This is a genomic window from Vibrio sp. Vb0937 (assembly GCF_033338855.1).
Map to the genome: position 1 here is coordinate 1 of NZ_JAWOTK010000156.1, position 1,546 is coordinate 1,546.

Sequence of the window (1,546 nt, forward strand, 5' to 3'; positions counted from 1 at the left end):
CGAAAAGTGAATGACTTAAAAGTCACCTTACCTCCAGGTGTTAATGAGCCTCAGGTTATTGATGACTTCGGTGATGTGTACGGCATCTTGTTGGCAGTGACAGGGGATGGCTACAGCTATAAAGAGTTGCTGGATTATGTCGACTACTTACGCCGTGAGCTTGAACTGGTCGATGGTGTCAGCAAGGTTTCTGTCTCTGGTCAGCAGCAAGAGCAAGTCTTTATTGAAGTTTCGATGAAGAAGCTCAGCAGTATTGGTTTGTCGCCAAATACGGTTTTTAACTTGCTGTCCACGCAAAATATTGTGTCTGATGCTGGCGCTATTCGTATTGGTGATGAGTACATTCGAATTCAACCTACGGGTGAGTTCCAAAGCGTTGATGAGTTAGGGGATCTGTTGATCACCGAATCTGGTGCGCAAGGGCTTATTTTCCTCAAAGACGTAGCAGAAATTAAACGTGGCTATGTTGAAGTGCCGAGTAACATCATCAACTTTAACGGCAGCTTAGCGCTGAACGTCGGTGTGTCGTTTGCTCAAGGTGTCAACGTGGTTGAAGTCGGTAAGGCCTTTGATCGTCGCCTTGCCGAGTTGAAGTATCAACAACCGGTTGGTGTCGAAATCTCAGAGATTTACAGCCAACCGAAAGAGGTAGATAAATCGGTCAGCGGCTTTGTGATCAGTTTGGCTCAGGCAGTTGGCATCGTAATTATCGTATTGCTGTTCTTTATGGGGCTGCGCTCGGGTCTATTGATAGGCCTGATCTTGCTACTCACGGTTTTAGGTACGTTCATCTTCATGAAATATCTCGCGATTGACTTGCAGCGCATCTCTCTGGGTGCGTTGGTTATCGCACTCGGTATGTTGGTGGATAATGCCATCGTGGTGGTGGAAGGGATATTAATCGGCACTCAAAAAGGGCGAACGCGATTACAAGCCGCGACGGATATCGTCACTCAAACCAAATGGCCGCTATTGGGTGCAACTGTAATTGCGGTAACGGCATTTGCGCCAATTGGTTTGTCTGAGGACTCCACGGGTGAGTATTGTGGCACCTTGTTTACGGTGCTGCTGATTTCCCTCATGCTGAGTTGGTTTACCGCTATTTCTCTAACGCCGTTCTTTGCCGATATTTTCTTTAAGGGACAGAAAATCAAGCAAGGTGAAGGTGAGGAAAACGACCCATATAACGGCATTATTTTTGTGGCATATAAAAAGTTTTTAGAGTTTTGTATGCGTCGCGCGTGGTTAACGGTCGTGGTTTTGATTGTTGGGCTTGGTGCAAGTGTTTATGGGTTTACCTTGGTAAAACAATCGTTTTTCCCATCTTCAACCACGCCAATTTTCCAACTGGATGTGTGGCTACCGGAAGGTACAGATATTCGTGCGACTAACGATAAGCTAAAAGAACTGGAATCTTGGCTTGCTGAGCAAGAGCACGTTGATCACATCACAACAACTGCGGGTAAAGGTCTGCAACGCTTTATGCTGACGTATGCTCCGGAAAAAAGCTATGCCGCTTATGGTGAAATCACTACGCGAGGTGATA

At 46.2% G+C, this 1,546-nt stretch carries 1 pseudogene; it reads left to right on the forward strand.

The annotated features are described in order from the left end of the window. A pseudogene (gene vmeI, locus R7P67_RS23990) lies at positions 1-1,546 on the forward strand (efflux RND transporter permease subunit VmeI); the annotation flags it as partial.